This window comes from Burkholderia crassaminum, from assembly GCF_964265005.1.
Classification (GTDB): domain Bacteria; phylum Pseudomonadota; class Gammaproteobacteria; order Burkholderiales; family Burkholderiaceae; genus Burkholderia.
Map to the genome: position 1 here is coordinate 779,160 of NZ_OZ183801.1, position 20,197 is coordinate 799,356.

Consider the following 20,197-nt stretch of genomic DNA (forward strand, 5'->3'; position numbering starts at 1 on the left):
CCCGCATTCGACGCGACTGCCGGCCTGCGCGCGCTCGCGGCCGGGCCGGCCGGTGCGGTACGATACGCGCCGGGGCGAAACGCCTCACCTGAGAGACCCGGCCGCTGCGGCCCCACACCCGGCACAAGAAAAAATGCCCAAAAGCCCATTGCTGCACCGAAACCTGTTCGCCGCGCTGGCGGCCGGCCTGTTCTGGATTCCGGCCGCCCATGCCAGCGGGGACGACGGCTGCTATGCGCCAACCACGCTCCGGCAGACCGCCTACTCCTGCGCCAACCTGCCGATGCTGAGCCCCGCCAACGACACGCGCATCAACGCGATGCTGATGATGGTCGACAGCACCAAGGTCGCACAGGCGTTTCCGGACCCGAAGACGATCCCGGCGAAAGACCGGATCAACCAGATCATCGTGCCGTTTCCGATGGACTTCTCCGGGTGGATCTACATCGGGCAGAAGGAGTCCGACAAGACCGCAAAGTCCGACAACGCAGCGGATGCCGACGCGCAGTCGAACCGGTACGCCGACGGCGAAGGCAGCATCTGCCGCAGCATGAACTCGGGCGCCGACGCGTTCAACGACGCACTGGGCGGTGCCGGGGGCCTCCCCGCCGACGAAGCCGCGCGCCTGCGCGCGGCGCGCGCCGACATCGCGCAGAAGACCTGCGCCACCGGCGGCGCGAGCGCCGCGTGGACCAAACCGCCGGTCAAGTCACCGCTCGGCCAGCAGTTCGCCGCGTACCTCGACGGCACGAACGCGTTCTACCGCGCCGATTTCCTCACCGCGACCCGGGCCTTCTCGAACGCGTCGCACAGCGCGAACCCGTGGCTGAAGGAAACCGGGCTCTACATGGCCGGACGCGCGCAGCTGAACGCCGCGCAGGCCAACGTGTTCGACAACGACAACCCCACGCCGTCGCTCGGCCGCGTGACGAAGGTATCGCTCGACGCCGCGAATACGGTGTTTCGCACCTATCTGAAGGTGTATCCGCAGGGACGCTATGCGACCTCCGCGAACGGGCTGTTGCGGCGGGTCGCGTGGCTCGGCGGCAACGTCACGCAGCAGGCTGACCTGTACGGCCATGCGCTCGCGCGCTGGTCGCCGGCGACGTCGAACGTGCCGCTGATCCAGCTGGCGAACGAACTCGACAGCAAGCTGCTGTTCGGGTCGGAATTCGACGCACGTCAGATCCAGTCGCCGACCGTGCTCGCGACCGTCGACCTGCTGCGCATGCGCACGTCGGACAACAGCGATTCGAGCCGCAACAAGCCGCTGACCCTGGACGACCTGCAGGCGCAGAAGCCGCGCTTCGCGAACGCGCCCGCGCTGTACGACTACCTGCTCGCAACCTGGTACGTCCAGATCGGGCACAAGCCGGACGCCGCGCTCGCCCTGCTGCCGCAGACACCCGCCGAGCCGCTCGACTACTTCGGCCTGAGCCAGCAGGCGCTGCGCGGGTTCGCGCTGGAGGATAGCGGCCAGTCCGACAAGGCGCGCCAGCTGTGGCGCGACCTGATCCCGCTCGCGAAATTCCGCTTCCAGCGCGAGGCGCTGGAACTCGCGCTCGCGATCAACCTGGAACAGGCCGGGCTCGTCAACGACGCGTTCGCCGACGATTCGCCCGTGCAGAACGCCGCGATCCGCGCCGTACTGCTGCGGCGCGCGGCCAATGCGGAACTGCTGCGCGCGCAGGCACAAAACCAGGCGACCGGCAGCGCACTGCGCGACACCGCGCTGTACGCGCTGCTGTACAAGGAACTCACGCGTTCGCACTACGCCGAATTCATCGCCGATGCCGCGCTGGTGTCCGGCACGCCGGCCGACCCGTTGAAACCGTTCATCGCGCCCGGCGCGAAAAACGAAGACGGCTACGTGTGCCCGTCCGCGCGCGACATCGCGGCGGCGCTCCAGCAGAATCCGGCCGACCCGAAAGGGTTGAACTGCCTCGCCGATTTCGTGCGCGTCAACCCGCTCACGGCCAACCTCGAAGGCGACGCGGTGCCCCCGTGGATGCGCAACGCGTCAGCGGCGAGCGCCACACGCGTGCCGCCGACGCTCGGTGCGGCGCCGTCGCAGTTCGCGGGCAAGCCTTACGAGCGGATGTCGAGCTACGTGACGGTGATGGCCGATGCGCAGGCGAACCCGAACGACCGCGCCTACGCGTACTACCGCGCGATCAAGTGCTACGCGCCGGGTGGCACCAACGAATGCGGCGGCAAGGACGTGCCGAAGAACGTGCGCAAGCGCTGGTTCGATACGCTGAAAGCCAGCTACGCGGGCAGCCCGTGGGCGCAGAAACTTCGCTACTACTGGTAAGCGCCGCGTGAAGCGTATCGCGTGTATCGCGCTGTTGCTGGCCGGACGCGTCGCACTGGCCGGCACCGTCGATGCCGCGCGGTACGACACGTTCTGGCTGTGGGCGGGCGTGAAGCCGCAGGCGGTCGTGCACGGCGCACGCACCGTCTACGTGCTGCAAGGGCAGATCGAGGCATCGCCGCGGGACGAGTCGCAAGTGCGCGTGATCGCGCAGGGCGTCGCGCTGCCGCCCGCGCCGCATGCGCGCGTGTGGCTGGTCTATCGCGCACATACGCTGCGCTGGACGCCCCGCGTCACGCAGATCATGCTCGCGCAGCTCGAGCGCTGGCGCGCGTCGGGCCGCACGATCACGGGCATCCAGATCGACTTCGATGCGCGCACGCGCCACCTGCAGGATTACCTCGAATTCCTGCGGACGCTGCGCGAGACCCTGCCCGCCGATTGCCGGCTGAGCATCACGGGGCTGCTCGACTGGAGCAGCCGCATCGATACCGACCAGGTCAACCAGTTGCGAGGGATCGTCGACGAAGTCGTCGTGCAGACCTACCAGGGCCGCCGCACGATCCCCGACTATGCGGACTACCTGCCGCGCGTCGCGCGGCTGCAGTTGCCGTTTCGCATCGGCATCATCCAGGGCGGCGAATGGGACGCGCCGCCTTACCTCGCGACGAACCCGTGGTTCCGCGGCTACGTCGTGTTCCTGCGCAACGATTAGCGGGAAGAACGCGACGACGTCGAGCATTCCCGTGCGCCGGATTCATTCCGGGCGCGGTGAGCTCGCATCCACGTACACCCACGCGGCGACGCCCGATTCAAGCACCACACGATCGCGGCGATACGCGTCGACTTCGTAGTCGTCCGCGTGCTGCAGTTCTTCACGCGTGATCGCAAACACGGTGCCCGTTACGCGATCGCCCGATTGGCCGGTAAAGGCCACCACCGGATGATGCGTCTTCCCGCTCGTCGCGACCACCTCCGGGTCGTCGATCTTCAGCATCGTCATCGCGTAACCGGGCATTGCATCCTCACGACCGTCGAGCTTGCGGCCGAAGGTGGCGAGCTGCACCGGTTCGAGTTGCAGCGTGCCATAGGAAAAGAGCTGCTCGGAGTAAGTCGGGGCGGTGCTGGACATGATTGAACTCGATAAAAAAACAAGGGCAAACGAAGCGTAACGCAGATCGCCGACAGGCTTATGCAGCACCTGCAATCGCACCGCCGAGCCCGGCGAGCGCAATCACGAGCAACGCGAGCGCCGACGAGGCCGTGATCCATCGTTGCTTGCCATGAATCAGCGGATGGTTGATCGCGGCCATGTAGCCGGTCATGATCGTGAAATCGACCGCGATCCACAGCGCGGCCAGGATCGCCAGGCTCACGCGCGAATCCGGCGTGATGGCAACGAACTGCGGAAAGAACGCGACGAAGAACAGCAGATCCTTCGGGTTCGCGATGCCGACGAGAAAGCCGCGCACCACACCCGGCAAGCGCCGCGCCTGCGACGCCGGTTCGCCTTGCGCGGCGCCGTTGCCCTCGCGCATACGGCCGGCGCGCCATTCGCCGAGCAGCGTCCGGACGGCCAGTACCGCGATGAAGATGCAACCCGCCACGTGCAACCCCGTGAGCAGGCGATCGCTGACGAGCACGACGCCGAATACCATCAGCATCGCCCCCGCGATCATCACGAGGCTCGCGGCATTCGCGCCCACCGCGGTCAGCATGCCCTGGCGGAAACCGCGCCGCGCGACGGTGCCGACCACGAGCATGACGACGGGGCCGGGCGTCGCGATGAGCAGCACGATCGCGGCGAAATAGGCGAACAGCAGCGGGTAATGGAGTGCCATGACAAAAAGTTGTTGGATGGATTGGCGCGCGTGCCCGCTACGATGGCATCATCGGGATTCAGCAAAGCAGCTTGCACGGTTTTATGAAGTATTGCGTGCCTGGCCCGCTGCTGAAAAACGGAAAATCCTGTTGGATCACATGAGTTTTATTCATACTCGAACCCCGTGAAGGCCAAACCGCTCCCCCCTGTCTACGCGTTGCGCGCATTCGAAAGCGCCGCGCGCACCGGCTCGTTTACGCTTGCCGCCGAGGAACTGAGCCTGACGCAGAGCGCGGTGAGCAAGCACGTCCGGACGCTCGAGGCCTACTTCGGCCGGAAACTGTTCGTCCGGCGCGGCCCCAAAATGACGGTGACGGCGGAAGCGCAGATCTTCGCGTCGGGCCTGCGGCGCGGCTTCCGGCAGATCGAGGAAGCCTGCATGCTGTTCCAGTCGCAGCGCGACGTGCTGCGGCTCAAGGCGCCGTCCACGCTCACGATGCGCTGGCTGCTCGACGCGCTGGCCGCGTTTCGCAACACGCGGCCCGCGTTCGAGGTGCAGATCGCGAGCGTGTGGATGGATGTCGATACCGTCGATTTCTTCAGCGAATCCTACGATTGCGCGATCCTGCTCGGCGCAGGCAAGTTCGGCGAGGCCACGCAATGCGTGAAGCTGTTCGACGAATGGCTGATTCCGGTGTGCTCGCGGGCGACCGCGACGGTCGCACGCACGAATCCGGCCGCGTGCGAGCTGATCCACCCGTCGCCCGACCGGCGCGACTGGCGGCGTTGGCTCAAGGGCAGCGGCCATAATCTCGAGGTGGACATCACGCGCGGGCAGGTGTTCGACATGCTCGAACAGGGGATCGCGGCAGCGATTGCCGGCCACGGCATCTCGATCGGCGATCTCGCGCTGTGTGCCACGGCAATCGACGAGAAGCAGCTCGTGCTGCCGTTCAAGACGGCCGTCAATACCGGTGACGCGTACTACCTCGTCTGGCCGGAAGACTCCGGCAAAGCCGCGCAGGTGCGCGAACTGCTCGCGTTTCTGGAAAGCCGGATGCCGCGCCTGACGTTTCCGGGCATCCGCTTCAACGGTCCGGGCTGAACCCTGCGGCTGGCGAACCGGTCGCCTTGCCGACGGCGCTACCGGGCGCTACGAAGCGCCACCACACACCCGCCAGCCTGCGCCGACCGTCACCGTTACGCCTGCACGAAAGCCAGCAGGTCGGCGTTGAGGACGTCCGCGTTGACCGTCAGCATCCCGTGCGAATAGCCCGGGTACGTCTTCAGCGTGCCGTTCTTCAGCAGCTTGATCGACTTCAGCGCGGCATCCGCGATCGGCACGATCTGGTCGTCCTCGCCGTGCAGCACCAGCGTCGGGACGGAGATCGATTTCAGGTCCTCGGTCTGATCCGTTTCCGAAAACGCCTTGATGCCTTCGTAATGTGCTTTGGCGCTGCCTTCCATCCCCTGTCGCCACCAGTTGCGGATCACGCCCTGATGCACGGTTGCACCTTCGCGGTTGAACCCGTAGAACGGGCCGCTCGGCACATCGAGGAAGAATTGCGCGCGATTGTCGGCGAGCGCCTTCCGGAAACCGTCGAACACCTCGATCGGCAAGCCTTCGGGGTTCGATTCGGTTTTCAGCATCAGCGGCGGCACCGCGCTGACCAGCACCGCCTTCGCGACGCGGCCGGCCGGCTCGCCGTGTTTCGCGACGTAGCGGGCCACTTCGCCGCCGCCGGTCGAGTGGCCGATGTGCACCGCATTGCGCAGGTCGAGCGCTTCGACGACCGCGAAGGCATCGGCCGCGTAGTGATCCATGTCGTGGCCGTCCGACACCTGCGCCGACCGGCCGTGGCCGCGCCGGTCGTGCGCCACCACGCGATAGCCCTTCTGGACGAAGAAGAGCATCTGCGCATCCCAGTCGTCGCCGGACAGCGGCCAGCCATGGTGGAACATGACCGGCTGCGCGTCCTTCGGGCCCCAGTCCTTGTAGAAAATCTCGACGTGATCCTTCGTTGTGACGTATGGCATCGCGATGGACTCCTGTAAGGTGGATTGAACGTGGCGCAGTGGCCGGGAGCCATTATCGGACAGTATTGTTAAACGATGATGCTGCGATGCAAGCGGTCGTAAACAATCCGGCCAACGTGGACGGCCTCCCTCCCGAAAGGCGAACGATCGCGCTGCGTCAGCTGTATAAGGCTGGACTAGATCAAACAGACAGCGTCAGATCGTCTGACTCAGTTCGGCCAGCTTCGGTCACTCGTCTACGATGTCGCACTGACACTTGGATGTCGCTTCGATCTTTCGCAGCGGTCACTCGCCCGACGGAGCGAACCGCGTTCGGCTACCGCGTTGACTGTTCTGCTGAGAGTACCCATCACCCCCACGATGCCGGCGGATTTCCCTTGGTCGTCCCTTGACGCAGAAAAATGCGACGCCAGCACACACAGGGTGTTTAAACGTTGCCATCATTAACAGTCGACGTTTCCGCAGCTTTAGTTGGTGGGAGCACAAGCCAAGCCCGCGCGCGGCTTCATAGGCAGTTTTTTCAGCTGAGTTTCAGATAAAATCAAGTCATCGTCACGCGTTCCTGGCGCTGAATTCGCAGCGCTCAGGGGAGCAGTAGCGCTCTGATTCCCGTTTCCCTCATTTTTCGCTATCCATGATTCGCATAAAAAAGGGCGCTACGCCAACATTTTTTTTCAGCGCGAACGTTCAATCCGAAATCGAAAAATTCACGAAGTATCGGCATTTGAGTGCTTCTGCCCGTAGACAACTGGTCGCGTTCCCGCGTTTCGCGGATATAGCTGGCTTGAAGGAAACGCTTTTCGAAGAAGCAAACGGAAAATGTGTGTATTGTGAGCAAAGGCTGACAGGTCTGAGCGCAATGCATATCGACCACTATCGCCCCTTGGGCGGTGCTGTCGACAGTCGCGGCAAGCGATCAGAAGACCACTACTACTGGCTGGCTTATGACTGGGGAAACCTCTACGCTGCTTGCCCCGAATGCAATTTCTCAAAAGGTGCAAAATTTCCGGTTGTGAGCGATCGAACTCCGGTGGGAATTACATCGGATCTGGACTCTATTGAGCGGCCGCTGATCCTTAATCCGGCACACTGCGTTCCTGAAAAGCACCTGCTGCTTGATCCCGACGGGCTTTTGCGGCCAAAAACGCTTGAAGGTGAGACCACGATAGAAATCCTCAAGCTTAACCGAGTGGATCTTGTGGAGCGTCGAGCAAGAGCTGCGACACTGTTGCTAAGTCTTCCGGACCCTAGACTACCTGAATATCTAACTGATGATGTAGCAGAGTTCTGCGGAACATTGCGCCAGTTATTGAAAGTCAGTCGAGGAATTCATATCGACGTTGCTCCCGAGACTGCGGGTGATCCTTCGCCGACCCCGGAAGAAGGAGTGGGTGCGTCGGTTTCTGCGATTGAGAGTTCAGACGCCGAGTTGGAAGACGCAAAATACTATGCGAGCTTCCCGCTCATCTCATCCATAAGTATCAAAGGGTTGTTCGGTCTATCTTCCCTCAAGATCAACGTGCCTGCGGGTAGGGCAGATCGACCGCCGTGTCTGGCCCTACTCGGTGAAAATGGTGTCGGGAAAAGCTCAATTCTGAAAGCTCTTACTGTCGCGTTGTACGATGGTGACGCTATGCAGGCGCTCGGTTTGAAAGTAAATGAACTCCTCAGTGACGGCACCGATTCCGGTCACATCCATGTCGTATTCGACACGCAAGCAGTACGTTCTGTCACCATTCGGCGCGATGGAAGCCTCGAACGCAATGAGGATGCGACTCCGATACTTATGCTTGCATATGGAGCGACCCGACTGCTACCGACCGCTGCCCACCGTAACTTTGTCGAGTCAACCATGTCTCGGGTCAGAAATCTCTTCGATCCGTTCGTTCCGCTGCGACATCCGTCTGCGATATTAACGACGTTTACCCCGGAGCAGTTTGACTTCGCCGCAGCAACAATCAAATCTCTCCTTGATCTGCCGGTCAACTGTTATCTTGTGCGGGTTGATAGCGAGGACTCGCCGATCATGTTCGAGAGATCGGGCGTTCAGTATCCGCTTGACCACCTCAGCCAAGGGTATAAGAGCATCCTCGCGCTCGCTTGTGACGTGATGGCGACTCTTTTCGAGCGTTGGGAATCAATGGATGCTGCGCAGGGCGTTGTCCTGATTGACGAGGTCGAGAATCATTTACACCCAACGTGGAAGATGCGGGTTGTAGCTGGGCTGCGGGCTGCATTTCCTCGGGTTCAATTCGTTGTATCGACTCACGATCCTCTCTGTCTGCGAGGTTTTGAGGAAGGTGAGGTCGTGTTGTTAAAAAGAACGAATGCCGACGATACGACCATCGAAGCAGTGCAGGACTTACCGGCCGTCAGCGATATGCGCATTGATCAAATCCTGACATCACGTCATTTTGGCCTGCAAAGTACTATCGATCCGGAAACTTGGGCGACCCTCGAAGAATACTATTCGCTGCTGGAACGGGAGAATTCTTTGAGCGACGAGGCGCGCATCCGGTTGCAAGTTCTGGACGGTGAGGTCAAGAAGCTCGAATTACCGGCATTGTTGGATAGAGATCGGGTCATGTATGCCGCAATCGACAGATTTTTGGCACGTCACGATCGGCCTTTGCCGTACCACAGCGATGAATTCGATGAAGATCTGGTCGAATTCATCGACAAATTGATTGACTCGCAATAATAGCGGGAGCCTACTTCAGATGATTAAAGTGGATCGTGGAAACGTAGAGATACCGAATTGCCTACGCACGGACATCGACAGCATCGGTAAAAGGGAAACCGAGGACGCTCTGAAGTTCTTCGCGGCGAGGATCACTGCCAGGACTAAAGCAGATGCAGAAGTTGAGGACCTTTTGGACGAAAGTTCGGGGGATCCCGCACCGAAGAAGGAAAAAGCAAAGTCTTTCCCGTTCCAGGCCTATCGATCCGGCGACGTTAAGCCTAAGCTCAAAGCGCTTTTCAACGGCAAGTGCGGTTTCTGCGAGATTGATTACGGTGGCGCTGCATTTGACATTGAGCATTTCAGGCCCAAGGGGGGAATCGACTTTGAAGTCGACGGCGAGAATCAGACATATCCCGATGGCTACTATTGGCTTGCAGCGGACTGGGGCAATCTGATCTATTCATGTCAACACTGCAATCGCTGCGAAAACCACGATCAAGTGATTCAGGCCGGTTCGGCGAAGCGTCGCATGGTATCGGGCAAAGGAAACTATTTCCCGCTCTCCGACGAATCGATGCGGCTTCAATTTGGCGACCCAATCTCAAAGGAAGAGCCGTACCGAGATCTGTTGAACCCGTGTGTGGACAACCCACGCGATCATCTCGAGTTTCGTGAAGACGGGTTGGTATTCGCAAAGATGGTTGGCGGCAGACCAAGTCGTATGGGTGTCGCGTCGATCAAATACTACGGATTGCGGCGAGATCCGCTTGTTGAGCGCCGGAAGACGCATGCCCGAAATCTGCAACGGGCAATTATTGACCTTGATAACTCACTAGTCATGTTTCGTGCGCAACCCGAGTCGCGCGAGAGCAGGTCTGACGTGATTGCAAAACTCTCACATATCCGGGCTGAGTATCTTGCACCTAACCGACCGTTTCTCGGTATGTGCAGGCATATTTTCCTGCGAAGGGTTGACGTGGTAAGGATTAAAGATGAGTTGAATCGCTGACGATAACTCGTTGTAGCTCTCCGGCACGGAAGTACGTTGCGGACTCTGGAGATGGGTTAGCGAGTAAATGAATGATGCAATGCTGGCCGGCAGTCACTGACTCCATGTCCGCGGCCGATATCACCATCAAATGATCACAATATGCACTCGTGTAGCCGCTTCGAGCCGCCCTGGGTCCAAAGTGGCGTTAGGGAAGACGTGTCGATCGATTGTGGTCAGCCGGAACCGGTCATACAGCTTATTGATCGGATCGAGAGTCGTCATTACGGTTGTACGAGGTCGAATGGTGACTTCGGGTCCGGAAGCAGCCGTTGCGACGATCGATGTGGAACGGCTGGGAGGGGTCGGCAGCGGGAGTTCGGCGGCCGGTGCCAGCGCGGGCGACTGGCCACCAACTTCGAGCTTCCGGATTCGGCCAGGAAGCGTCGTTCACTCGGCGCATGGTTCGGTCGTTCAGACGTCGGCTCAGTGCCAGCAAACAGCCATTCGACAAACAAAGTCGAGCGATTATTCATGGGTTAAGGTTAGCCATTCGTGCGTCGTTCGCTCCCAACCCCGGGCTTGCATGCTTTCTATGACGCCGTCGCATCCTAAAGTCTGTGTTTGCGGGTAGTATTTGAATTCCTATGTCCTTCGTCCTCGTCCTTATGGCGCACTCCTACTACTCCCAGCGTAAAGGAACAAATCCGAATCAATCCGGCCTGCCCCTAAAAGACATAATTGATCTTTACATTCGCGTGTACGACCAAATGTCCGAAGACGGATACTTCTCCGAAGCCTTTGGGTATGAGTGTGTGGACGCTGGGCATATCAATGGCAACGTGAGCGACATTGATCTCGAGTTGCTCCTTACCGTTCGCAAGAAAGACCTATGGCCTCCGCACGCCTTCGGACAAGGCTACACGGAAGACGATTTTTTTGACGTCGTCGAATTTCTGTTTCAGCAGGTTTCAAAGCCGATAGACGGCTCCTTTCATAGCTACGCTCAATGTGGCATGCACTGGGAGACGTTCAATAAGCAGCAAGGTCAAATCGAGTACCGCGACAAAGTGAATGCTGTGCTCGGACACTATACGAAGCCGTTTGAATTGTCAGAGAACGGCGAAATACTTCACAAGCCACAACAGGGGTTCGAGAAGATCTTTGATGCTGACATCCCTTCAAACGACTCCAATATATCAAATCGAATCAACGCTGCGATCCTACGTTACCGTCGCCACGGTGCGACGCTCGATGACCGCAGGCAAGCCGTACGCGACCTCGCTGATGTGCTGGAGTACACTCGCGCCGAGATCAAATCTCTTCTTACTTCAGCCGACGAGAAGGATTTATTCAATCTTGCGAACAATTTCGGGATTCGTCATCATAATGACCAACAAAAGACGGGGTACGACGCAAGTCTATGGTTGAGTTGGATGTTCTACTTTTATCTCGCAACCATTCATGTCGTTTTACGGAAACAGCAACAAAGTCGCACAGGCCTATCCACTGACGGATAAGGCACAGCCAAGTCAGCATAGCAGTACGCGCAGTCTACCGTTCGACATTTCCCGCGGGAATGGGTGCTTTATGCTCATTGCATGAGAGGCTGCGCCCTCGACGATCGCCGCGCTCTGCCGTCGGCGCTAGCCGGCCAATACGCGTCGTCCACTGCTATCGCAAATCGGACGCTCAAACGTCTGCGCCGCCCCATTAATGGTCAGACGGAGAGGAAGGGCGGTTTTTGATATCGACGATGTGTGGAAAGGCACCATACAGAAATGCATGCGAGAGCGCGAAAGGATCGATGAACGCTAATTTCCTTCGATCCGTTGCGGCTCGTACATATGGGACGACGAGGGAGCCCTCAGCAAGGACGCCAATGTTCTTCGGTAGTTCTTCGAAGCCAACGTCAAGCTTTTGGGCGTGGATGATTCGGTTGAGTGCGTCCCATAGATCAGCAACTATTTCTCCGTCCGTCGTTGGCGTCCATTGCCAGCGCGGTTGTGCAAGGCCAAATTTTTGGCCTTGTGGTAAGACTTCCAGTGCTCGGCGAGCGTTGAGCGAAAATGCACTTACCGCCTCAATGATGCTGGCAGTCGCGACATTGAGAATCAAGCTATGTCGTTTCGGGTATTGTGCGCTTGCCAATGCCCAAAGTTTGATTGCTTCGTCTGCGGCACGGCTTACAGAGTGGTGAATGATGGGTTCCATTGCGATTCCTAACCTGGGTGGAGTTGGCTATTCGATGACCGGTAGAGCTTCGAGAGCAGCCACCGAATATACCGTAGCCTCATCGGCCGGAACGGGTCGATCACGGCCCTTGATGAAGTGCCATCGAAGCAATCTCAGACCTGAACTAACACTGACTGACAGATCAGGTCTCGACTTACGCGCGTTCAACCATCCGTCGACACCGTAACGGCCTCCCACGCCTGGATTTCCTCCTCCAGCGCCGCCAGCTTACCGCGCACCAGCCGCAGCGCATCGCTGCCGAGCAGCAGATGTGCGGGCGGATGTTCCGCCGCAATTGCCGCGAGCATCGCCCGTGCGGCCTTCACCGGATCACCCAATTGCTTGCCGCTCTTCTCTTCGCGCGCTTGGCGAATCGGGTCGAAAATCGCGTCGTAATCCGCGATCGAGCGCGGCGTGCGCAACATCGAGCGGCCGGCCCAGTCGGTGCGGAACGAACCCGGCGCCACCGCCGTCACGGCGATGCCGAACGGTTCGAGTTCCTTGCCGGCTGCTTCGGAAATGCCTTCCAGCGCGAACTTGCTGCCGCAGTAGTAGGCGATGCCCGGCATCGTGATGTGCCCGCCCATCGACGTGATGTTCAGGATGCGGCCGCGCCGCCGTTCACGCATGTACGGTACGACCGCCTTCATCATCGCGACCGCACCGAATACGTTCACGTCGAATTGCCGGCGCATCTCCTCGAGCGGCGCTTCTTCCATGATCCCTTCGTGCCCGTAGCCGGCGTTGTTCACCAGCACGTCGACGGGCCCGGCGTTCGCCTCGATTTCAGCGACGACCCCGTCGATGCGATCGAAGTCGGTCACGTCGAGTACCCGCGCGAACGCCTGCGCGGACAGTGCTTCGAAAGCCTGCGCCGCCTGCGCGCTTCTCACGGTGCCGACCACCGTGTGACCTGCCGCGAGCGCCTCCTGCGCGAGCGCGCGGCCGAAGCCGCTGCTGACGCCGGTGATGAGCATGAGGGTGCCGGATGCCATTTGAGCCTCTCCCGAATGTCGATTGGAGCGTGCATACTAGTCTGACAAACCGCGTCGAATAAGCCCGATTCCGCTGATTTTCTTGCACAAAACTATGAACACCGAGCCAACCTCCGCCCGCCCCCCGTCGCTGTCGCCACGCGACCGGAAGCGCCTGGTGACGCTGCTGCGCGCGCTGGCACCCGACGAAGGCTACAACCTGACGGCGCTGCCGAGCGTGCGCATCCTGCGTTCGAACCGCGCGCTGTCGCGCACGCCGGTGCTGTACGACCCGGGCATCGTGATCGTGTGCCAGGGCTGCAAGCGCGGCTACTTCGGCGGCGAGCGCTATCTTTACGACGAACATCACTACCTCGCCGTGTCCGTTCCCGTACCGTTCAGCATGGAAACCGACGCCACGCCCGAGCGCCCGCTGCTCGCGCTGTATCTGCACCTCGATTTCACGATGGCCGCCGAGCTCGCGGCGCAGATCGACCGCGAGGGCATCGCGGAGCCCGTGCAGGCGCCCAGGAGCATGATGTCGACGCCGATGGATGAAACGATGCACGCGTCGGTGCTGCGTTTCGTCGAGGCGATGCGCCGGCCGCTCGACGCCGCGGTGCTCGGCCCGGCGCTGCTGCGCGAGCTGTATTTCCGCGTGCTCACCGGCGCGCAGGGCAGCGCGATGCGCAGCGCGCTGGCGATGCGCGGGCAGTTCGGCCGGATCGGCCGGTCGCTGCGCGTGATCCACGCCGATTACGCGCAGCCGCTCGACGTGCCGCAACTGGCCGACGAAGCCGGCATGAGCGTGCCGAGCTTTCACAGCCACTTCAAGGCGATCACACAGGTGTCGCCGATGCAGTACCTGAAATCGACCCGGCTGCATCAGGCGCGCTTGCTGATGGTGCGTGAGGACCTGACAGCGGAGGCGGCCGGCTATGCGGTCGGTTATGCGAGCCCGTCGCAGTTCAGCCGCGAATTCAAGCGCCTGTTCGGCCTGACGCCGGCAAAGGAAACACAGCGCATGCGCGAAAGTTTCGCCATTCCGGCGGCCTTCGAGGATGCGGTGTTCGTATCGTCGCATTGAATCGGGCACCGCGCCGGGCCCGCGAATCGATGCCCGTCAGCCGTATCTGGCCGCGCTACCGGTAGATGTGCACGGCATCGCGTGCCAGATCGGCGATCGACTTCAGGATGAAGGCCGTCACGCCCCAGATGTCCTGCGCCTGCTCCGCCCAGTACCACGCGCCCGTGCGTTCGCCGTCCGTGTATTGACGCGGCAGATCCGGATTCAGCAGCGCGGCGAACGGAAACTCGAAGATCTCCGCGACTTCCGCGGGCGCCGCTTCCCATTGAGCCGTTTCCGGCACGATGCCGACCACGGGAAAGATCGCGTGATTGCGCTTCCTGGTTTTATGGATCGGCAAGCTGCCGACCACGTGAACCGCATCAGGCACGAGACGGATTTCCTCGAACGCCTCGCGCAACGCGGTCGCGCCGATATCGCGGTCGGACGCCGCCGGGCGTCCGCCCGGAAAACTCACCTGCGACGAGTATTCGCTGAGATCCGACGCGCGCTTGGTCAACAGGATCGTCGGCTCGCGCCGCGCGACGATCGCGACCAGCACCGCCGAGAATTTCCACTGCCTTTCGTTGTCCGCGAGATAGTGCTCCGCGCTCGGCCAATCGGTGCCGGCAGGAATGCCGTGACTTTCGACGCCGCGCACGAGCGCGGCCAGGGCGGCCTGCGGTGCAAGCCCGCCGCCGGTATTCGGGACGCTTTCGTCGGGTTTCATGTCCTCTGCCAGATCAATGTCGAAGAACATCCATCGAGATCAAAGTACCCTCCAGCCAATCTGCAGCTTACCTCATCGATTCGTCCGATTCACGCGGGCGAATCGTTCCGAACACCTGGAAAACGAAGCGGTACGGGCGGCACGTTGTGGCGCGAGCACGCCCACACGGCCGGGACGACCGGCGCGACGGCCCGACTTCGGGATGTGTCTTCACCGGCGTCGCGAGAAACGGGATTTTTCCCGGCGCTCCAACGCGAGCGAAATGTCGAGGAGATCGCTCGCGAGCATTTGCGCCTGTTCCGCTTGCTCGGCGTGACGCTTGAGCCCTTCCAACGGCGAACCCGGGTGATTCTTCTCCATTCCGCCCAGGAACATCAGGACAGCGGCGTCGGCATGGGCACGGGCGCGCACGGCGTGGAGCCGGGCTTTCCGGACACGCGAGCCGATCAGGTCGATGCGGGCGCGAACGCTCGGAAAATACGCGGTCGCCAGTCTCCGGTGCCGACCTTCCAGACTTTCTAATTCGGAGACACTGGCTTCCGCCCTGACGGCGGACAGGGTCGCTGCGAGCACGACATCGGCCCCGCCCGGATCCGCGACAAGCGCGCTCGGCGATTGAAGGCCGGCCGACTTGCGGCACGCTGCCGGAATGCAACGCCAAACCGATGCACGAATGCGTTCCCATGCACCACGAATTCGGTTAGGCGACAATGATCTGGACATGGTATGCCATAAGCTCGCATGAACCGGGCCCGCGTTCGGATGCCGACCACCGCGTTCCGGATGGTGCGTGACGTCGGACGAGGGCACGGCGGTCAACCCGGCGCTTCGCGTGCCCGCTATGCCGCCCGCTCCGCGATCTCATGCGCCTCGTGGATCAGGAACTGGTCCCTTTCGCGGCCGGCGATCCACCGGGGCTCTCGTCCCCGTCCGCTCCATTGCGCACCGGATTCCGGATCGCGATACTTTACGGTGGCGGGACCACGACGCTTGACGGGGCGCGGCCTGAGCTTCGGCCTGGAGAACACATCCTCGGGCCTCAGATCGAATTCGGCAATCAACCTTTGTACTTCCTTGATCGCGCTCGCCAGTTCCTGAGTACGCGCAAGTTCAGCCTGCGTCTGGAGTTTCTGGATCTGGTCTTTCAAATCTCGGTAGCTCTGCATATCGTATTCTCGAAACGAAGAAAATCAATCGTCTGTTTTTCGCGGCATCCGCAATAATTAAATATAGGTGTCCGAACCGTATCAGGCTGATGCACCACGCCGCATCGAATAAAAAGCGCGATCGAGAGAAGTGATCGCGAACCGCCCGTGCCGAAAGCCTGCCAATCACCGAACACGGACGGGCGGCGACCGAGGCTGCATGTCTTCGCCGGAATGAAATGGCGCATCGGGAAAGTGACGGCTCGAACTCCGTCCGGCCCCATGCAGACACCGCGCCCCAGCGCGCAAGATCACGCCGGCGACTGCATACCGGCTCGGCGGCCCCGTGTTCGACCGCCGCCGGAGACGACGATCGCATCGGGTGATGCGTGCAGAGGCGGCGCCCGGCTCCACCGCTGCACGCGCGAATCGCTCATCCGGCAGGTCATCGACGTCCGGTGCGATTCATTGATTGCTCTTCAGCTTCAGCCAGACCTTGTTACGCAGTTGAATTGCCGCGGGCGAGCACATCTTGTAAGGCTTGAGCCGCGCCTTGTACTGCTCCGGCGTCTTGATCGCGGGATTGTCGAGCAGCGCGGGATCGATGTAGCGTTCCGATCCGACGATCTCGTTGCTGTACCGGAGCGCGTTCGTCACCAGCGCGATGTTCTCGGGCCGCATCATCCAGTCCAGGAACTTGTAGGCCGAATCGACGTTTCGCGCTTTTGCCGGAACCAGCAAGCTGTCCATGAACAACCGGACGCCCTCTTTCGGATACACGAACCGGATCGTCGGCAAGCGGTCCTGTGCCCGTGCAGCGGCGCCGTTCCAGACGTGCTGAAGGATGATCTGCCTGGTCGCGAGACGATCGACCGTTCCGTCGTTGCTATACGTCTTCACGAACGGCTTCTGCTTCTGCAGCACATCGAGGACGCGTTTCGCGTCCTCGGGACGCTCGGTGCATTCATCCTGTCCCAGATACCAGCTCGCGGCCATGTACAGTTCCTCCTCGACGTCCAGATCGCCGACCTGGCCGCGCAGCGCCTCAGGAGGCTCGAAGAACGACTTCCAGCTATCGTCGAGCCGGCCGCCCGGCACGCGCGCGCTGTCGTAGGCAAACCCGGTCAGGACGACCGTAAACGGCATCGCGTAATCCCGCTGCGGATCGAACGACGGATGACGGTACTCGGGCTTGATGTTGGCGATATTGGGCAGCTTGCTCTTGTCCAGCTTGAGCAGAAGGCCAGACTTCACGAGTACCGGAACGTAGTAGTCGCCGCCCACCACGACGTCGTATCCCCCTCCTCCCGCCTGAAGCTTCTGGGTCAACGCTGCATCACTCGCATAGGTGTCGAGCGTCGTCTCGATGCCGGTGTCGGCCTGGAACTTCTTGAGCAAGTTGACAGGCAGGATGTTCGGCCAGCTTCCGATATGTAACTCGGCGGCCTGGGTCGTGACGGCGGCAAGAAGCAACATCGCACCGATTGTTTTTTTCATGCTGTTCCTATTGCGTGGAGATTGGCGTGGTGTAACTCGGACTGCTGGGTCCTGGATCTTCTTTTGCCTCGGGCGCCGACGATCCAGACCGCCATCAGTTGCAGCGTCGAGAGTCCGATGATGACGGTCGACACGGCACTGATCTTCGGCGTGATTCCGATCTTTAACGCGCCGAAGACGTACATCGGCAAGGTGGTCATGCCCGCGCCGGCGAGAAAGTAGCTGGTGACGTAATCGTTCATCGACGCGACGAAGGACAGCAGCGCCCCCGCGACGATGCCGGATAGCGCCAGAGGCAGGGTAATTTGCCTGAATGTGGCCCAGGGCGTGGCCGACAGGTCCGCGGCTGCCTCAAGCAGCGTGCGATCGATCGTCGCGAGTCTCGCCTTGATCGGCAGGTAGGCAAGCGGCACGCAAAACACCACGTGAGCAAACAGAACGGCACCGAATCCCAGTTCCGTCTCGAACATCGAGAACAGCATCATGGTCGCAATTGCCAGCACGATCTCGGGTATCACGAGCGGCAGCGCAATGACGAGTCCCGCGGAGTCGAAACCGCGCCGGTCGCCTCTCGACCACCACGCGACTGCCGCGCCCGTCGCGAGCGTGGTGGAGAGCACCATCGACGCCAGCGCCAGCAAGAGCGAATTCTTCGCGGCGCGGACCAGTGTCGGATCAGCCCAGGCATCAACGTAAGCTTGCATCCCGAACCCGTCCCATATGAGGGCGGACGGCCCGGTGTTGAAGCTCATCCCGATCACGGTCAGCATGGGCAGATAGAGGAACGCCAGCACCGCGCATGCGATCGCCGCAGTCAGTGGAAACCGGCGCAGTTCAGGCGAAATCATGCATACGCTCCTGCCGTCGGAACAACGAACCCAGGCGAGACGCGAGCATCGCCAGAAGCACCATGGCGAGCAAGGCGAACGACATGGCGGCGCCCAACGGCCAATCCCGTCCCCCGGCAAACTGGAAGTCGATCAGGTTGCCGATCATGAAAGCATGGTTGCCGCCGAGCAGACCCGGGATCGTATAGGAACCCAGTGCCGGAACGAAGACGAGCCCTGTTCCGGCCATGATGCCCGGACGGCAGCACGGCACGACGACATGGGCCAGTGCCGCCGACTTGTCAGCCCCGAGGTCGTAGGCCGCCTCGACCAGCCGCCAGTCGAAATCGTCGAGCGCGGCGAAGATCGGCACGACCATGAACGGCGTGAAGGCATAGACCAGGCCGATCAGCGTCGCGAGATCGGTATAGAGCAATCCGAGCGGGCCATGCATCAGGCCGGCGCCGGACAACAACCGGTTCAGAAGGCCGTCGTCCGCAATGACGATCATCAACCCGTACATCTGGACGACGACGCAGGTCCAGAACGGGATCGTGATCAGGATCAGCAACATGGCCTTCCACTTCGGGGAGCGCGTCGCAATGAACAGCGCTGTCGGGAATCCAATCAGGAGACAACCCGCGGTGGTCAGGACGGCCATGATCATCGACCGGGCGAAAATGGCGAGATAGCCCCACTGAAGGACGCGCGCCCCATCCCAGTCCCGATCGAAGACAATCCGCTCGTATGCCCGGACAGTGAAGTCGCCCCACGACACGCCGCCGAAGTCGCGCGGCGCACTGAGCGACACAACCGCCAGGACGATCACGGGAAGGACGACGCCCACCAGCATGACGAGCGCCGTCGGGTTGGCCATCGGCCGCCACGACTTCAGTAGATTGAGCATGGAGACTTGGCGCACTGCCAACGACCTCAAATCATTCAGTTCGATTGGCAAGAAGCGTACCAAATCGACAGCCTCATTTATAGTCGGCGCATGTGCCGATTACGCCAATGTGTTACCCCTGTGCGCCATCATCATTATAAATTTGCGATACTGCATTTTTTTAGGAATTATTGCATATATCGAAATTTCCGATCTCGCGCCTTGCCGAAATCGCCGCCCCGGCATTTTAAGGCTGCCGATCACCGGGCTGAAATGACTGAATACGGCGCACCGGGCCATGCGCGGACACCGAGCCGGTAATCCGTGGCGCGCGATGTAGCCACCTGGCTCGCGATGCCGGATTGCACGCCTGGAAAGCAAGGGTTCCGACTGTGCCAACCGACCAGGGCGAACCGCCAGCGACACGACTTCGGCCGGCTCGATAATCCTCAATCGTGGAGGGTTTGCAAAAATCGTGAGATAGTTGCGCAGTTTTTTGGCACGCAAATTTCACATAACGAGAAGAGAGGCAATAAAAACATGGCCATTGCTGAGAAGCTGAAATACCGCCCGATGACCGAGCGAGATGTCGGCGCCTTTTATGATGTGCGATTCTCCGTGCGCGAGAATAGAATTCACCCCCACCAAGTCCATCTTCTGAACCGCGACCTCCTGATCGAGAAGATCAGGCAGGGAGGCGGCTGGATCTGTGAGCATGGTGACGAGGCAGTCGGGATCTGCCTGCCGGTCATCACTGAAAAGCCATTCATCTCCGCCTTGTTCGTGTCACCGCGATTCCATGGCGCGGGCATCGGCCGCGAGCTGCTCGCCCGTGCGCTGACCTGGCTGAAGGACAAGGGCGTGGATCAGGTCACGCTTGTGACCGATCCCGGCTCGCGCGCCGATGGCTTTTACCAGCGTCTGGGCTGGAAGCGTGGCGATCTGGACGAGTACGGGTGTCAGGTCGTGTTTACAAAGTTGTTGGGGAACTAG

The 20,197-nt window shown here is 60.9% G+C and carries 20 protein-coding genes; 9 read left to right on the plus strand and 11 right to left on the minus strand.

From position 1 onward, the window contains the following. The first annotated feature begins 133 nt into the window (after positions 1 to 133). Positions 134 to 2,314, plus strand: coding sequence for a hypothetical protein (locus ACPTTF_RS36750; RefSeq protein ID WP_423372414.1), 2,181 nt, complete (start codon positions 134 to 136; stop codon positions 2,312 to 2,314). A gap of 7 nt (positions 2,315 to 2,321) precedes the next feature. After that, a complete protein-coding gene (locus ACPTTF_RS36755) occupies positions 2,322 to 3,029 on the plus strand; it encodes a DUF3142 domain-containing protein (RefSeq protein ID WP_423372415.1) in 708 nt (235 codons plus the stop codon). A 42-nt stretch (positions 3,030 to 3,071) separates the two neighbouring features. On the opposite strand, the gene ACPTTF_RS36760 is transcribed toward ACPTTF_RS36755, so the two are convergent. Beyond that, positions 3,072 to 3,446, minus strand: a complete 375-nt coding sequence (locus ACPTTF_RS36760; protein ID WP_423372416.1) for a gamma-glutamylcyclotransferase family protein — start codon at positions 3,444 to 3,446, stop codon at positions 3,072 to 3,074. 58 nt (positions 3,447 to 3,504) lie between these two features. Beyond that, positions 3,505 to 4,155 (minus strand): LysE family translocator, encoded by a 651-nt coding sequence (locus ACPTTF_RS36765; RefSeq protein WP_423372417.1) that lies wholly within the window; start codon positions 4,153 to 4,155, stop codon positions 3,505 to 3,507. Between the two features lie 165 nt (positions 4,156 to 4,320). Here ACPTTF_RS36765 and ACPTTF_RS36770 point away from each other — a divergent pair, with 165 nt between their 5' ends. Beyond that, positions 4,321 to 5,241: a LysR substrate-binding domain-containing protein gene (locus ACPTTF_RS36770; protein ID WP_423372418.1), complete on the plus strand. Its 921-nt coding sequence runs from the start codon at positions 4,321 to 4,323 to the stop codon at positions 5,239 to 5,241. 95 nt (positions 5,242 to 5,336) lie between these two features. Here ACPTTF_RS36770 and ACPTTF_RS36775 read toward each other — a convergent pair whose 3' ends face one another. Beyond that, positions 5,337 to 6,173, minus strand: coding sequence for an alpha/beta fold hydrolase (locus tag ACPTTF_RS36775; RefSeq protein ID WP_423372419.1), 837 nt, complete (start codon positions 6,171 to 6,173; stop codon positions 5,337 to 5,339). Between the two features lie 784 nt (positions 6,174 to 6,957). Here ACPTTF_RS36775 and ACPTTF_RS36780 point away from each other — a divergent pair. From ACPTTF_RS36780 to ACPTTF_RS36790, 3 genes are all read left to right on the plus strand, one after another. After that, complete coding sequence (locus tag ACPTTF_RS36780; protein WP_423372420.1) at positions 6,958 to 8,874, plus strand: AAA family ATPase; 1,917 nt, start codon at positions 6,958 to 6,960, stop codon at positions 8,872 to 8,874. 19 nt (positions 8,875 to 8,893) lie between these two features. After that, the gene (locus ACPTTF_RS36785) at positions 8,894 to 9,865 is read left to right on the plus strand and encodes a hypothetical protein (protein ID WP_423372421.1); all 972 of its coding nucleotides are present in this window, start codon (positions 8,894 to 8,896) and stop codon (positions 9,863 to 9,865) included. A gap of 626 nt (positions 9,866 to 10,491) precedes the next feature. Continuing rightward, the gene (locus tag ACPTTF_RS36790) at positions 10,492 to 11,364 is read left to right on the plus strand and encodes a hypothetical protein (RefSeq protein WP_423372422.1); all 873 of its coding nucleotides are present in this window, start codon (positions 10,492 to 10,494) and stop codon (positions 11,362 to 11,364) included. A 193-nt stretch (positions 11,365 to 11,557) separates the two neighbouring features. Here ACPTTF_RS36790 and ACPTTF_RS36795 read toward each other — a convergent pair whose 3' ends face one another. Together ACPTTF_RS36795 and ACPTTF_RS36800 are read right to left on the minus strand one after the other, a co-directional pair. Next, positions 11,558 to 12,058 carry a hypothetical protein gene (locus tag ACPTTF_RS36795; protein ID WP_423372423.1) on the minus strand — a complete coding sequence of 167 codons (501 nt, stop codon included), beginning with the start codon at positions 12,056 to 12,058 and terminating at the stop codon, positions 11,558 to 11,560. A 185-nt stretch (positions 12,059 to 12,243) separates the two neighbouring features. Next, positions 12,244 to 13,074, minus strand: a complete 831-nt coding sequence (locus tag ACPTTF_RS36800; protein ID WP_423372424.1) for an oxidoreductase — start codon at positions 13,072 to 13,074, stop codon at positions 12,244 to 12,246. Positions 13,075 to 13,168: 94 nt separating this feature from the next. Here ACPTTF_RS36800 and ACPTTF_RS36805 point away from each other — a divergent pair, with 94 nt between their 5' ends. After that, positions 13,169 to 14,140 carry an AraC family transcriptional regulator N-terminal domain-containing protein gene (locus ACPTTF_RS36805; RefSeq protein WP_423372425.1) on the plus strand — a complete coding sequence of 324 codons (972 nt, stop codon included), beginning with the start codon at positions 13,169 to 13,171 and terminating at the stop codon, positions 14,138 to 14,140. A 55-nt stretch (positions 14,141 to 14,195) separates the two neighbouring features. Here ACPTTF_RS36805 and ACPTTF_RS36810 read toward each other — a convergent pair whose 3' ends face one another. From ACPTTF_RS36810 to ACPTTF_RS36835, 6 genes are all read right to left on the minus strand, one after another. Then, a complete protein-coding gene (locus ACPTTF_RS36810) occupies positions 14,196 to 14,849 on the minus strand; it encodes an NUDIX hydrolase (RefSeq protein WP_423372426.1) in 654 nt (217 codons plus the stop codon). A gap of 210 nt (positions 14,850 to 15,059) precedes the next feature. After that, positions 15,060 to 15,422, minus strand: a complete 363-nt coding sequence (locus ACPTTF_RS36815) for a hypothetical protein (protein WP_423372427.1) — start codon at positions 15,420 to 15,422, stop codon at positions 15,060 to 15,062. Positions 15,423 to 15,688: 266 nt separating this feature from the next. Continuing rightward, the gene (locus ACPTTF_RS36820) at positions 15,689 to 16,015 is read right to left on the minus strand and encodes an H-NS family nucleoid-associated regulatory protein (protein ID WP_423372428.1); all 327 of its coding nucleotides are present in this window, start codon (positions 16,013 to 16,015) and stop codon (positions 15,689 to 15,691) included. Positions 16,016 to 16,459: 444 nt separating this feature from the next. After that, positions 16,460 to 17,491: an extracellular solute-binding protein gene (locus tag ACPTTF_RS36825; protein WP_166959310.1), complete on the minus strand. Its 1,032-nt coding sequence runs from the start codon at positions 17,489 to 17,491 to the stop codon at positions 16,460 to 16,462. Continuing rightward, positions 17,488 to 18,339 (minus strand): ABC transporter permease, encoded by an 852-nt coding sequence (locus tag ACPTTF_RS36830; protein ID WP_166959308.1) that lies wholly within the window; start codon positions 18,337 to 18,339, stop codon positions 17,488 to 17,490. Before ACPTTF_RS36830 ends, ACPTTF_RS36825 begins: the two co-directional genes overlap by 4 nt. Then, entirely contained in the window at positions 18,326 to 19,171 is an 846-nt protein-coding gene (locus ACPTTF_RS36835) for an ABC transporter permease (protein WP_423372624.1), read from the minus strand. Before ACPTTF_RS36835 ends, ACPTTF_RS36830 begins: the two co-directional genes overlap by 14 nt. 52 nt (positions 19,172 to 19,223) lie before the next feature. On the opposite strand from ACPTTF_RS36835, the gene ACPTTF_RS36840 reads away from it, so the two are divergent. Together ACPTTF_RS36840 and ACPTTF_RS36845 are read left to right on the plus strand one after the other, a co-directional pair. Continuing rightward, positions 19,224 to 19,481 (plus strand): hypothetical protein, encoded by a 258-nt coding sequence (locus ACPTTF_RS36840; RefSeq protein ID WP_423372429.1) that lies wholly within the window; start codon positions 19,224 to 19,226, stop codon positions 19,479 to 19,481. A gap of 263 nt (positions 19,482 to 19,744) precedes the next feature. Beyond that, on the plus strand, positions 19,745 to 20,197 hold the full coding sequence (locus ACPTTF_RS36845) for a GNAT family N-acetyltransferase (RefSeq protein ID WP_423372430.1): 453 nt from the start codon (positions 19,745 to 19,747) through the stop codon (positions 20,195 to 20,197).